12 protein-coding genes are annotated in these 13,000 nt (G+C 29.9%); 8 read left to right on the top strand and 4 right to left on the bottom strand.

Going from position 1 to position 13,000, the window contains the following annotated elements:
• The first annotated feature begins 27 nt into the window (after positions 1 to 27).
• From AC28QF_RS13445 to AC28QF_RS13420, 6 genes are read left to right on the top strand one after another with little or no spacing between them, the layout of a single operon-like run.
• Positions 28 to 1,959 (top strand): BatA domain-containing protein, encoded by a 1,932-nt coding sequence (locus AC28QF_RS13445; protein WP_488202255.1) that lies wholly within the window; start codon positions 28 to 30, stop codon positions 1,957 to 1,959.
• Entirely contained in the window at positions 1,956 to 3,215 is a 1,260-nt protein-coding gene (locus tag AC28QF_RS13440; protein ID WP_488202256.1) for a dihydroorotase, read from the top strand. Before AC28QF_RS13445 ends, AC28QF_RS13440 begins: the two co-directional genes overlap by 4 nt.
• 2 nt (positions 3,216 to 3,217) lie before the next feature.
• Positions 3,218 to 3,544 carry a hypothetical protein gene (locus AC28QF_RS13435; protein ID WP_488202257.1) on the top strand — a complete coding sequence of 109 codons (327 nt, stop codon included), beginning with the start codon at positions 3,218 to 3,220 and terminating at the stop codon, positions 3,542 to 3,544.
• Between the two features lie 4 nt (positions 3,545 to 3,548).
• Entirely contained in the window at positions 3,549 to 4,187 is a 639-nt protein-coding gene (locus AC28QF_RS13430; RefSeq protein WP_488202258.1) for an alpha/beta hydrolase, read from the top strand.
• 56 nt (positions 4,188 to 4,243) lie between these two features.
• Complete coding sequence (locus AC28QF_RS13425) at positions 4,244 to 4,585, top strand: hypothetical protein (RefSeq protein ID WP_488202259.1); 342 nt, start codon at positions 4,244 to 4,246, stop codon at positions 4,583 to 4,585.
• Complete coding sequence (locus tag AC28QF_RS13420) at positions 4,570 to 5,154, top strand: sterol desaturase family protein (RefSeq protein ID WP_488202260.1); 585 nt, start codon at positions 4,570 to 4,572, stop codon at positions 5,152 to 5,154. Before AC28QF_RS13425 ends, AC28QF_RS13420 begins: the two co-directional genes overlap by 16 nt.
• A 30-nt stretch (positions 5,155 to 5,184) precedes the next feature.
• On the opposite strand, the gene bcp is transcribed toward AC28QF_RS13420, so the two are convergent.
• Positions 5,185 to 5,637, bottom strand: coding sequence for a thioredoxin-dependent thiol peroxidase (gene bcp / locus AC28QF_RS13415; RefSeq protein WP_488202261.1), 453 nt, complete (start codon positions 5,635 to 5,637; stop codon positions 5,185 to 5,187).
• A gap of 34 nt (positions 5,638 to 5,671) precedes the next feature.
• On the opposite strand from bcp, the gene AC28QF_RS13410 reads away from it, so the two are divergent.
• Positions 5,672 to 6,328 (top strand): endonuclease III domain-containing protein, encoded by a 657-nt coding sequence (locus AC28QF_RS13410; protein WP_488202262.1) that lies wholly within the window; start codon positions 5,672 to 5,674, stop codon positions 6,326 to 6,328.
• Between the two features lie 237 nt (positions 6,329 to 6,565).
• Here AC28QF_RS13410 and AC28QF_RS13405 read toward each other — a convergent pair whose 3' ends face one another.
• A complete protein-coding gene (locus tag AC28QF_RS13405) occupies positions 6,566 to 7,153 on the bottom strand; it encodes an RNA polymerase sigma factor (RefSeq protein ID WP_488202263.1) in 588 nt (195 codons plus the stop codon).
• Between the two features lie 235 nt (positions 7,154 to 7,388).
• Between AC28QF_RS13405 and uvrA the strand changes: the two genes are divergently transcribed.
• Positions 7,389 to 10,178: an excinuclease ABC subunit UvrA gene (gene uvrA, locus AC28QF_RS13400; RefSeq protein ID WP_488202264.1), complete on the top strand. Its 2,790-nt coding sequence runs from the start codon at positions 7,389 to 7,391 to the stop codon at positions 10,176 to 10,178.
• A gap of 68 nt (positions 10,179 to 10,246) precedes the next feature.
• Here uvrA and AC28QF_RS13395 read toward each other — a convergent pair whose 3' ends face one another.
• On the bottom strand, positions 10,247 to 10,879 hold the full coding sequence (locus tag AC28QF_RS13395; protein ID WP_488202265.1) for an HmuY family protein: 633 nt from the start codon (positions 10,877 to 10,879) through the stop codon (positions 10,247 to 10,249).
• 18 nt (positions 10,880 to 10,897) lie between these two features.
• A complete protein-coding gene (locus tag AC28QF_RS13390) occupies positions 10,898 to 12,970 on the bottom strand; it encodes a TonB-dependent receptor plug domain-containing protein (protein WP_488202266.1) in 2,073 nt (690 codons plus the stop codon).
• Positions 12,971 to 13,000: the final 30 nt, after the last annotated feature.

Genomic DNA, 13,000 nt, shown 5'->3' with positions numbered 1-13,000 from the left:
CCTCACTTAGTGAGCAAAAAATGAACTATGCAGTTTAAACATCCTGAAATTTTATACTTCTTAGTACTTTTACTAATTCCTATTATAGTTCACCTATTTCAATTACAGCGATTTGTTAAAGTTCCGTTTACCAATGTTGCCTTTTTAAAAAAACTAGCACTACAAACTCGTAAAAGTTCTTGCATAAAAAAATGGTTGATTTTAGCTACCCGCTTACTGTTATTTGCCGCCTTAATTATAGCTTTTGCTCAACCTTATTTTAGCAATCATAAAAGCGATCAACAAGAACATTTCTTAATTTATTTAGATAATTCTTTAAGTACAAATACCGATGGCGAAAAAGGAAACTTATTACAAGTAGCTAGCCAAGAAATTATAGAAAACATCTCAGAAAAAGCAACTTACTCTTTAATTACAAATGATGAATTTCATAAAAATAAAACAGCTTCTGATTTAAAAGATATTTTATTAAAAGTAAAAAATACCGCTAAGAAAACAGAATTAAAAGATGTTTTATTAAAAATATCTACCGAAAACAAATCAAATACACTTTCTGAAAACATTATTATTTCTGATTTTCAGAACGTAAAAAAAGAAGACTTATTAAGTTCGCCAAAGAATATTTCTTTTGTAAAATTAAATCCGCAGCAAAAAAGTAATTTATCAATAGATAGTGTTTTTATAAGTGACAACGGAACAACAAATTTTGAAGTAAACATTCTTGTTAAAAATCAAGGTATCTTTAAAAAAAATGTACCAGTTGCTATTTACAACAAAGAGAAATTAATTAACAAACAGCTTTTTTCTATTGAAGAAAATCAAACTAAAAAAGTGGTTTTTTCAATCTTAAAAACAACTGATTTTTCTGGAAAAATTGAACTAAATTTTAAAGACTCTTATACTTTTGATAATTCCTTTTATTTCGCCATAAACTCCAATACTAAAACTGCTGTTTTAAATATTGGCGAACCTGCTGGTTTTTTAAACAGAATTTATACAAAAGAAGCATTTAACTTTACATTTTCTGCTATTAAAAACTTAAATTATAATTTAATTGAGAAACAGCATTTAATTGTTTTAAATGAAATTAATAATATTCCTGAGAATCTTATTACTAGTTTAATTGAATTCACTAAAAATGGTGGGAATTTGGTTATAATACCTTCTAGAGATTTAACTATTTCGTCTTACAGCAGTTTATTTAACAAGCTTAAAATAGGACAGCTACTCTCTAAAAAAACTGATAGTTTAAAAATTACAACTATAAATTACAAACACCCAGTTTTAAAAAACGTGTTTGAAAAAAATGTGCGTAATTTTCAATATCCGTTTGTAAAAACCTCTTATAATACGCAGCTATTAAACGCTAGTCCTGTTGTTTCGTTCGAAAACAAACAAGGCTTTATACAACAGGTAAATTCTACAAATTCGGCAATTTATTGGGTAGCCGCTCCGCTTAGTAAAGAGAATAGTAACTTTATAAATTCGCCTTTGGTAGTGCCAGTTTTTTATAATATTGGTAAATACAGTTTACAACTTTCTAAATTATATTATACGATTGGTGAGCGCTCGGTTATTGATATTAATAAACAATTAGGTAAAGATGAAATAGTAACTATTTCTAATAACCAAACTTCCTTTATTCCACTGCAACAAACACTTCAAAATAGTGTAAAAATTACAACTACTGATCAACCTTTAGTTGCCGGGTTTTATAAAATAAAGCAAGAAACTAGTATTTTAAAAAATAGTGCTTTTAATTATCCGAAGAAAGAAAGCTTATTAAATTTCTTAGATTCAGAAAACTTATATTCAAAAACAATTACTACTTCGGTTAAAAACACCTTAGTAAATATTAATAGCGAAAATAAAATTCAATGGCTTTGGAAATGGTTTTTAGCCTTAGCCATTGTATCTTTGCTTCTAGAAATTTTGATCTTAAAATTCTTTAAACCATGACAACGCTGCTAAAATCGGCTACAATTATTGATGCCTCTAGTCCTTATCACCAACAAACTAAAGACATTTTAATTACTGATGGAATTATTACCAAGATTAACGATACGATTACTTCTAAAAAAGAATATCAAGTTGTAAAACTCGATAATTTACATGTATCTACAGGTTGGTTTGATACCAGTGTTTCATTTGGTGAGCCTGGTTATGAAGAACGCGAAACAATTAAACATGGTTTATTCGTAGCCGCTAAAAGCGGATTTACAGCTGTTGCCGTAAACCCGAATACAAACCCAGTAATTGATAATAAATCTGCCGTGGAGTTTTTAATTCATAAAGCAACCGGATTCGCTACGAACCTATACCCTATTGGTACGTTAACACAACAAGGTAAAGGTATTGAAATGGCAGAATTGTACGACATGCAACAATCTGGTGCTATTGCTTTTGGAGATTATAACAAACCTATTGCCAACGACAATTTATTAAAAGTAGCCTTATTATATACTCAAAATTTTAATGGCTTAGCAATGAGTTTTCCTAAAAACAATGCTATAGCTGGTGAAGGTGTTGTGAATGAAGGTAAAAACAGTACGCTTTTAGGTTTAAAAGGAATTCCTGCTTTGGCAGAAGAGCTTCAAATTTCTCGTGATTTATTTTTACTAGAATATACCGGTGGAAAACTACATATCCCTACAATTTCAACTAAAAAATCGGTCCAATTAATTAAAGACGCTAAAAAGAAAGGTTTAGATGTTACGTGTAGCGTAGCAGTTCATAATTTATTTTTAACAGATGATGAATTGCATGAATTTGATGGCAATAAAAAGGTAAATCCACCACTAAGAACATCAAGCGATATAAAAGCACTTTTAAAAGGGGTAAAAGACGGAACGATTGATATGATTACTTCAGATCATAATCCGATAGATATCGAACATAAAAAAGTAGAATTTTCAGAAGCAAAAGACGGAACCATCGGTTTAGAAAGTGCTTTTGGCGTTTTAAATTCAGTATTAGATTTAGAAACTATTGTAAACTGTTTATCTAACAACACAAAAGAACGTTTTAGAATTGAAAAATCTGTTATCAAAGAAAATGAAAAAGCAAATCTATCAATTTTTAATCCTGATGGATCTTATACTTTTTCTGAAGAAAACATCATTTCGACATCAAAAAATAGTATTTTTTTAGAAAAAGAATTAAAAGGAAAAGTATACGGTATATATAATAACAAGCAATTAATCTTAAATTTATAATTATGGAAAAAAACACAATAACTGACGGTAAAACAAATGCAATAATTAGCCACTTTTGGATTATCGGAACAATAATCGCGTTTGTATTAAACATGAATAATAAAAACGCTTTTACTAGTTTTTACATTAGACAAATGCTTGGATTAAATATTTTATCTTTTTTAAATACTTGGATTATTTATAAGTACTTAGGAGGTTTTGCTGGTTGGATTGTAGGTGTGCTTTTATTTGTTCTTTGGCTTATAAGTTTTATGGCTGTTTTAAAAGGAGAAAAAAAATTAGTTCCCTTTATAGGAGAACAGTTTCAAGAATGGTTTAAAGGAATTTAATTATATGAGTTTACATTATATTGTAAGAGAACCAAATGAAGCGATTAGTAATCCGCCTTTATTAATTTTACTACACGGATATGGTAGTAACGAGCAAGATTTATTTTCATTTGCTGAAGAATTACCTGATAATTTATTAATTGTTAGTGCGCAAGCAACACATAGTATGGGTGGTGGAGCTTATGCTTGGTATGCCATTAATTTTGATGCTAATAACGGAAAGTTTTCTGATTTAGTTCAAGCAAAAGAATCTGTAGATGAAATTGCTTTATTTATTGATAAAATTAAAAAAAAATACAATACCAATTCTGGTAAAACATTTCTTTTAGGTTTTAGTCAAGGAGCTATTTTAAGTTATGCCTTAAGTTTTAATTATCCTAATAAAGTGCAACATGTAATTGCTTTAAGCGGTTATATTAACGAAGAATTATTACCTAAAGAAATACCAAGTACGATTACTACAGATTATTATATTTCTCATGGAACCGTAGATCAGGTATTACCTATTGATTGGGCTCGTAAAGCGCCACAAATTTTATCAGAAAATAAATTACAAAGCGAATACTCTGAGTATCCGGTAGGTCATGGAGTGGCTCCTCAAAACTTTTATAGTTTTAAAAAATGGATCGAAAATCGTTTGTAAAAATTAATTATTATCTTTAAGTAAAAAGGAATATTTTTGTATTCTAAAGAATTTGTATGGGTTTATTAAATCAAGATGTTCTATATTTTTGGAGCACACCGTTTTTTATTTCAATAATTTTAATTGAAATATATTTTAGCTACAGATCGAAAAAGAAAAATTACGATTTTAAAGACACTTCTACCAATATTTATTTTGCACTAATTAACTTTAGTTTAGACATATTGATGAAAGTAATCTCTTTTGGTGTAATGGGAATTTGTTATCATTACCGAATTGTAGATTGGGAATATTTAGCCGTAGCTTATTGGTTATTTGCGTTTATTGGTCAAGATTTTTTATATTATATACATCATTATGTAGATCATCATTCAAGATTTTTTTGGCAGTTCATGTAACACATCACAACTCTGAATATTATAATATTTCAACAGGCTTTCGTTCACCTGTATTACAGCCTTTATTTCGTTATATCTTCTTTTTACCTTTAGCTTTTTTAGGGGTTGAACCTTTACATATTATGTTTGCTTATGCACTGAATCAAATTTACGGTACTTTGTGCCACACAAATTTCATAAAAAGTAAATTAGGTTTATGGGGATTCTTCTTTGTAACGCCGTCACATCATAGAGTTCATCATGCTTCAAACACCAAATATTTAGATAAAAACATGGGAATGGTTTTAATTATTTGGGATCGCATGTTCGGAACATTTCAAGCAGAAGAAGATGAAGTGACTTATGAAAAACTACGTTACGGATTAACTTCTCCGTTAGAAGACAAAGGTCCTATCAATATTATTTTTCATGAATGGAAAGAAATTTTTAAAGATTTCTTTAATAGAAAAAAACATTTACCACTAAGTACTCGACTTAAATATGTTTTTATGCCTCCAGGCTGGAGTCATGATAACAGTTCTCAAACAAGTAAAGAGTTACAAGCTGAATTATCAGCTAAACAAAAATAAAAAAAACCGAGCTTTAAGCTCGGTTTTTTGTTATCCTAAAATTTGTTTAGCGTGTTCCTTTGTTTTTACTTTACTTATTATATCTTCAATGATTCCGTTTTCATCAATTACAAAAGTAGTTCTGTGAATTCCATCATATTCTTTTCCCATAAACTTTTTTGGTCCCCAAATACCAAAAGCATTGATTACTTCTTTAGTTTCATCTGCTAATAGCGGAAAAGGTAACTCGTGCTTATTAATCCAGTTTTGTTGTCGTTTAGCAGAATCTGCACTTGCCCCCAAAACCTCATAGCCTTTTGCTAAAAAAGCCTGATAATTATCTCTTAAATCACACGCTTCATTTGTACAACCTGGAGTGCTTGCTTTAGGATAAAAAAATAAAACCAACTTTTTACCTTTATAATCCGCAAGTTTTACTGTATTTCCTTTTTCATCAACAGATTCGAAATTTGGTGCTTTATCCCCTATTTTTAATGTTGTCATAATTTGTATTTTTGTCGATATAAAGATAAAGAAAATGACCAAGGCAAACAAAGTTCAATTTGTGATAGATACATTAGAGAAATTGTATCCAGAAATACCAGTTCCTTTAGATCATAAAGATCCATACACCTTACTTATTGCCGTTTTATTGTCTGCGCAATGTACTGATGTTCGTGTAAATAAAATTACACCTCTTTTATTCGCTAAAGCGGATAACCCTTACGATATGGTAAAAATGACTGTAGAAGAAATTAAAGAAATCATTAGGCCTTGCGGATTGTCACCAATGAAATCGAAGGGAATTTATGGTTTGTCTAAAATATTAATCGAAAAACATAACGGAAAAGTTCCTGAGAGCTTCGAGTTTTTAGAGGAATTACCTGCTGTTGGACATAAAACTGCTGGCGTAGTAATGAGTCAGGCTTTCGGTGTTCCTGCTTTTCCAATAGATACTCATATTCATAGATTATTATATCGTTGGAACTTAACGAACGGTAAAAATGTAGTTCAAACAGAAAAAGATGCAAAACGTTTATTTCCTAAAGAAATTTGGAATGATCTTCACTTACAAATAATTTGGTATGGACGAGAATACTCTCCTGCTCGTGGTTGGGATTTAGAAAATGATATTATTACAAAAACAATAGGAAGAAAAACAGTTTTAGATGAATATTATAAGAAAAGAGCATAAAAAAGCTTCAACTAGTGCTGAAGCTTTTCCTCTCTTAATTCAAATTCAATTCAATGAGATAGTTTGATTTGGTTTTAACTATTTGTAAAGATTTAGAAAAATTAATCAAAAATTGAATTGTTTCTTGTTTAGGTTTCATAATGAAATCCGAAGATCTCTGTGAGTAAGTTTGCATCATATATTGCCTTTATATATTTTGTTATCAAGTATTTAACGACGCCGTTTTACTAATATTGTCTAATTTACTAAAATTATTTTATTTTTCTCTATTATTTTCCTTAAATTAATTAATGCATATCTCATTCTCCCTAAAGCCGTATTAATGCTCACTCCTGTATTCTCAGAAATCTCATTAAAACTCATATCGTTATAAATACGCATTTTTAAAACTTCTTTTTGCTCTTCTGGCAATTCTTCTACTAAATCTCTAACGTCAGATAAAATTTGTTCTTTTATAATTTTATTTTCAGCATTTAAAGCACCGTCAGTTAGTACCGAAAAAATATCAAAATCTTCTGTGTTATTAAATATTGGCATCCTGTTACTTTTTCTGAAAAAATCGATAATTAAATTATGAGAAATTCTCATAACCCAAGGCAAAAACTTACCTTCTTCGTTATAACGTCCTTTTTTAAGTGTTTTTATTACCTTAATAAAAGTGTCTTGAAAAATATCTTCTGTAGTATCTCTATTCTGTACTTTGCTATATATAAAACTATATAATCTTTGCTGGTGGCGTTTAATTAGCAACTCTATTGCTAACTCTTTTCCATTAATGTAGTCTCTTACTAAAGCGCTATCGCTTACAACATCTTTATGCATCATAATTACTTTTTTAAGAACGTCGTTAAACATTCTTTCGTTAAGGGTAAATCTTTAAAAAGTAATTATTTAGCTATAGGCTTTTTATTTATTGATTAGTAACTAGTTACAAATATTGTTCTTTTTATTAACAAATACAAGTATTAAATTAATTTTATAGTTATTTTTAAAAAAAAGAACAAATTATCTTCTTCATTCATTTACAAAAATGGTATTTTTATACATTATTTTTTTATAGATGAAAACAGATATTTCTACCATTAATCCTAAGGAAAACATTATTATAAAAGGGGCAAAACTACACAATTTAAAAAATATTGATGTTGTTATTCCTCGAAATAAATTAGTTGTAATAACAGGCCTTTCTGGTTCTGGAAAATCTTCTTTAGCTTTTGATACTTTGTATGCCGAAGGACAGCGTCGTTATGTAGAAAGTTTGTCTTCATATGCACGTCAGTTTTTAGGAAAATTACACAAACCTAAAGTAGATTATATAAAAGGAATTGCTCCGGCAATTGCAATCGAACAAAAGGTAAACTCCACAAATCCAAGATCAACTGTAGGTACTTCAACAGAAATCTACGATTATATAAAATTATTATATGCACGTATTGGTAAAACTATTTCGCCAATATCTGGTAATGAAGTAAAAAAACATACCGTTTCTGATGTGCTTACTTTCGTTAAAAATTTCGAAGAGCGCACAAAACTTTTATTACTTGCGCCAATTACCATTAATGAAAACAGAGATTTAAAAACTGTTTTACAAGTATTAACGCAACAAGGTTACGCGCGTTTAAAATATAATGACACTGTTTTAAGAATTGATGATTTTCCTATTGAAGATTATAATGATAAAGCATTATTTTTAGTGGTTGATCGAATTGTATTAAAACACGAAGAAGATTTTTACAATCGTTTAGGAGATGCTATTCAAACTGCTTTTTTTGAAGGAAAGGGGTTCTGTTTAATAGAAAACCTAAATACGAACGTTGTTACTGAATTTAGTAATAAATTTGAGTTAGACGGTATTACTTTTTTAGAACCGAACACTCATTTATTTAGTTTTAACAACCCATACGGAGCCTGCCCTACTTGTGAAGGTTACGGAAGCGTAATTGGAATTGACGAAGATTTAGTGATTCCGAATACCGGATTATCAATCTTTGAAGATGCTATTTTTCCTTTTAAAACTGATGCTTACAGAATATATAAAGAAGAACTAATTCTTAACGCAGAAACATTTGGTATTCCTATTCATAAACCTTGGTTTGAAATTTCTGAAGCACAAAAAGAGCTTATTTGGAACGGAACAAATAAGTTTGAAGGAATACACGATTTATTTAAAAAATTAGAAGAAAAAAGTTATAAAATTCAAAACAGAGTAATGCTTTCTCGCTATCGCGGAAAAACAACCTGTACCGATTGTAACGGTAAAAGATTGCGTAAAGAAGTCAACTACGTAAAAGTAGACGATAAAATAATTTCTGATTTAGTTACACTTCCTTTAGATGAATTGGCTGTTTTTTTTAAGAACATAAACTTAAATGAAAACCATAAAAACATTGCGAAAAGGTTGCTTACCGAAATTAACAATCGTTTGCTTTTTTTAACTGATGTTGGTTTAAAATACTTAACCTTAAATCGTACTTCTAACACACTTTCAGGTGGTGAAAGCCAGCGTATAAATTTAGCCACTTCTTTAGGTAGTTCGCTCGTAGGATCTATGTATATTTTAGATGAACCAAGTATTGGTTTACATCCAAAAGATACAGAAAGACTAATTGAGGTTCTTAAAGATTTACGCGATTTAGGTAACACTGTTATTGTGGTTGAACATGATGAAGATATTATGAAGGAAGCAGATTATATTATTGATATCGGTCCTGAAGCAGGTACTTATGGCGGACATGTAGTTGCCGAAGGTACTTTTGATGCTATTATGAAATCAGATTCGTTAACAGCTAAATATTTATCCGAAGAATTAAAAATTGACATTCCAACTTCTCGCAGAACATCAAAAAACACCATTAATATTATTGGTGCACGAGAAAACAACTTAAAAAACGTAGATGTTTCTTTTCCTTTAAACAACTTAACGGTAATTACAGGAGTTTCAGGTAGTGGAAAAAGTACGTTGGTTAAGAAAATTTTATATCCTGCCATGCAGAAAAAGCTAAACGGGTATGGAGATAAAGTTGGCCAATACACCAACATAACCGGAAGTTTTGATACGATAAAACATATTGAATTTATCGATCAAAATCCGATTGGGCGTTCTTCAAGATCAAACCCTGTTACTTATATTAAAGCTTACGATGATATTCGTAAACTGTTATCAGATCAAAAACTATCTAACATAAGAAATTACCAACCTAAACACTTTTCTTTTAATGTAGAAGGTGGTCGTTGCGAGGTTTGTAAAGGTGAAGGTGAAGTTACGATTGAAATGCAATTTATGGCAGACGTGCATTTGCAGTGCGATACTTGTAACGGAAAACGCTTTAAAAAAGAAGTGTTAGAAGTTACTTTCGGAGGAAAATCTATCGATGATATTTTAAATTCAACTATTGATGATGCTGTTGCTTTTTTCTCAGAACACGAGCAACCTAAAATTGCTAAAAAACTAAAACCTTTGCAAGATGTTGGTTTGGGCTATGTACAATTAGGACAATCGTCATCAACTTTATCAGGCGGAGAAGCACAACGTATTAAACTAGCTTCTTTCTTAATAAAAGGAAACACAAAAGACAAAGCCTTATTTATTTTTGATGAACCTACAACCGGATTGCATTTTCATGATATTAAAAAATTATTAGCATCTTTTAATGCTTTAATCGAAAAAGGACATTCGATTATTGTAATTGAACATAATATTGAGTTAATAAAATGTGCCGATTATATTATAGATCTTGGTTTAGAAGGTGGTAAAAACGGAGGTAATTTAATTTTTGCAGGAACACCAGAAGAATTAGTAAAAAATAAAGAATCTTTTACTGCTAAATACTTAAAAGAGAAACTCAGGTAATAAAAAAGCTGCTTGGTGACTAACCAAAACAGCTTTTCATTAACAAAAACTAACAAAATAATTAACAATTACTGAAGATTTTTATCTCCACTATTAGGGTTATACATGTAATTAAATGTATAATATTGTGCGCCTGAATTTACAGGATCTGCAGAATTTGAGCTATCCATATCTTTATAATAACTTATAATTTCCATTTTAGCATAATGGCCATCATTTGTTTTTACGACTATAATTTTTCCGGCCACAGGGTCTATACTATGATCAGTTCTATCATAAGAATACCATGTGGTTTTAGGTAATGCTAATGCATCAACGGCATCTTGTTTAAACGCATTATCTAAAGGTGCAGTTTTAACATCTGAAAATACACTCTCTACTAATACTAAAGCTGCATCTTTTTTTCTTTCAGGCTCATTTGTAATCCCTGTAGCAACACCACCATTAACCAAAATAGTAGTTCCTCTAAATGCAATATCCCAATTATCAGCTGTTGTTACTGCACCCTTACTAAAACTGAATTTAACAAACTCACCTGATACTACTGCTGGATGTACAGATCTATCTGTTGTTTCTTTTGCGTGTAAATTAACTACTTGTTTAGCAACCACCTCATCAGGTAATGTATCTTTATTCTCACTACATGAAACAGCTACAAAACTTAACATTATTACTATTAAAACTGACTTTAAAACTCTCATTTTTTATTGATTTATATATTAAAAATTAAATTGAATTCTACCATAATAAGTGCTTCCTAAACGCAAAACACTATCGTTATTTTTAAAGGTGCTTTTATTTTCTGTTCCTTTTTCATCGAAAATATTATCAACACCAAATTGAAGGTTCATTAAATTGAAAAATGTTTTTTGAATCGCTATGTTTACTTGTGTATTTCCTGCTACAAAATCATCATTCTCATCTATAATTCCTTGACTATTATTAGTATCAAACAAAGCATATTTACTTCTGTACACAGCTCTAACATTTGCAGAAAAATCGTGTTGATAGTTTTCATAAAAAACTTTAAAATTTGCCATATGTTTAGATCGATTTGGCAATCCGTAATAATTTGAAATTGTCATTTTTTCTGATGAAGATGACGGCGTTCTTCTAATAAAAACCTTACCAGACTTTATTAAATCCTCTTGTCTTTTATCACCTGTATCTAAAAATTGATAACCACCTAAAATGTTGAAATTTGGAGTTATTTTATAATTCACATCTACCTCTAATCCTTGCGTATATACTTTATTGATATTTCTGTAAGAAAAAGTACGTGTTCCGGCGGGAAATCCTAAATCTGAAGCATTTAAGTGTGTATCAAACGCATCTATCAAATCTTTAATATCATTTCTAAACAAGTTGAAATTTATTTTTAAACTTGATAATGGTTTTAGTTGAAATCCGAAGTTATAACCAACCGAGCTTTCCGGTTTTAATTCTTTTTCAATTGATTGTATTTCTGGTAGATTACCATACAAATCATACAATGTTTGGGTTCCTAAAACCACATATCCGCTTGCGGAGTTTCTAAAATTAAAATATAGCTGCCTAAAATCAGGTGCTTTAAATCCGTAACCTACAGATGCTTTTGCGGTAAGCCAATTATTAATTTTATAGCTTGATGATATTTTAGGTGTAAATGCTGATTTATATTGATTACTATTTTCAAATCGAGCACCTATAATAAGATTTAAATTATGGGTTGGATTAAAATCAAGTTGCCCAAAAACATAAGGTGTATCGTACTTTTTAACACCTTTAAATTCCGTTCTTTCTAAAGCATCAAAATTAGCTCCAGCTCCCAAAATTAAAGTTGCTTTATTAAATTTATTTATTGATTTTATTTCTGGCCGCAACAGCGTTTGTTGGTATAATGTTGCATCATTATTAAACATGCTTTCTGCTTTATACTTGGTGGTATACAATCCATAATCTAAGCTCCATTTATCGTTTATTTTATTATTTAATTTCGTATTAACACTCCAATCAGTTTGCCTATTATCATTGCCATTTTCTTTTTGATTTTGATTTTGCTGATAAAACCGATTTGATATCGCTACTTTTAAATTATCTGAAACATCATAACTCAACTTTAAATCTCCTGTAAAATTCTGATATGGTTCTGTTGTTTTTGAAATCGTTTCCGGAGATAAATCATAACCATTACTTGAGTTTAAGTTAATTCCAGAAACCATCCCAAATCGATTCCTTTTCAATTGAACATTTGTATTAATATCAAGCTCATTTTTAGCTCCGCCTTTTGCGTAGTAACTAACAGTTCCTTTTAAATTATCATTTTTTGGCTGCTCGGTAATTATATTAATTACCCCACCTATTGCTTCAGAACCATATAAAGATGATGATGGTCCTTTAACTATTTCTATCTGCTTAACATTATTAACTGTAAGTCTATTTAAATCGATGTTACCAGATGTTCTTCCTACAATCGGAACTCCATCAATTAAAATTAAAGTATAATCTGCCGCAACACCTTGTAGTTGTATTCCTTCTGAACCTCCAAAATCAGCTACTAATGCGATTCCTGTTTGTTCTAATAAAATATCTTTTAATCGTACTGCCCCCGATTTCATTAATTGTTCTTTAGAAATTAATGTTACCGGCATTGGTATTGATGACAATTGGCGCTTAGTTCTTGTTGCTGTAACAACTACTTCTTCTAACTCATTTATTTCTAGAGCCTCATCATTTTGCACTGTTTTTTCTTGCGAAAAAGCAGTTAAACTTATAAAAATAAAAACACCTATTATTTCTCTATTTAGAAACATTCTTAATAATTTTCGACAAATATATTCTTT

Source organism: Tenacibaculum sp. M1.3A, from assembly GCF_057732375.1.
This window is presented reverse-complemented; position numbering and strand designations above follow the sequence as displayed.

Coding starts and splice junctions, on each gene's coding strand:
- AC28QF_RS13430 (WP_488202258.1), top strand. CDS start 3,549: ATGAGTTTACATTATATTGTAAGAGAACCAAATGAAGCGATTAGTAAT.
- AC28QF_RS13395 (WP_488202265.1), bottom strand. CDS start 10,879: ATGAGAGTTTTAAAGTCAGTTTTAATAGTAATAATGTTAAGTTTTGTA.
- AC28QF_RS13440 (WP_488202256.1), top strand. CDS start 1,956: ATGACAACGCTGCTAAAATCGGCTACAATTATTGATGCCTCTAGTCCT.
- bcp (WP_488202261.1), bottom strand. CDS start 5,637: ATGACAACATTAAAAATAGGGGATAAAGCACCAAATTTCGAATCTGTT.
- AC28QF_RS13390 (WP_488202266.1), bottom strand. CDS start 12,970: ATGTTTCTAAATAGAGAAATAATAGGTGTTTTTATTTTTATAAGTTTA.
- AC28QF_RS13435 (WP_488202257.1), top strand. CDS start 3,218: ATGGAAAAAAACACAATAACTGACGGTAAAACAAATGCAATAATTAGC.
- AC28QF_RS13445 (WP_488202255.1), top strand. CDS start 28: ATGCAGTTTAAACATCCTGAAATTTTATACTTCTTAGTACTTTTACTA.
- AC28QF_RS13425 (WP_488202259.1), top strand. CDS start 4,244: ATGGGTTTATTAAATCAAGATGTTCTATATTTTTGGAGCACACCGTTT.
- AC28QF_RS13405 (WP_488202263.1), bottom strand. CDS start 7,153: ATGATGCATAAAGATGTTGTAAGCGATAGCGCTTTAGTAAGAGACTAC.
- AC28QF_RS13410 (WP_488202262.1), top strand. CDS start 5,672: ATGACCAAGGCAAACAAAGTTCAATTTGTGATAGATACATTAGAGAAA.
- uvrA (WP_488202264.1), top strand. CDS start 7,389: ATGAAAACAGATATTTCTACCATTAATCCTAAGGAAAACATTATTATA.